This window comes from Monashia sp. HAY1-2A (assembly GCF_056755315.1).
In genome coordinates, this window is record NZ_JBNDHY010000751.1 from 1 (window position 1) to 217 (window position 217).

1 protein-coding gene is annotated in these 217 nt (G+C 65.4%); it reads left to right on the forward strand.

Annotated features, from left to right (window positions below; all coding sequences use genetic code 11):
* The coding region (locus ACPYOM_RS23785; protein ID WP_481347873.1) for a hypothetical protein at positions 1-217 on the forward strand (217 nt) is incomplete at both ends.

A 217-nucleotide genomic window follows, 5' to 3' on the forward strand; every position in this document is an offset into this window, starting at 1 on the left:
CCCCCCCCCCCCCCCCCCTCCCAAAAAAAAAAGCACACCCCCAGATTACTACGCGTCTCGTGGGCTCGGAGATGTGTATAAGAGACAGGCACGCGCCGTCCTCGACCGGCTCGGCACCGACGATGTCGGCGGCCTGCTTGAGCCGCAGCGCATCGCCGACGACGACCGTCCGCGCGAGCCCTGTCTCTTATACACATCTGACGCTGCCGACGACGGA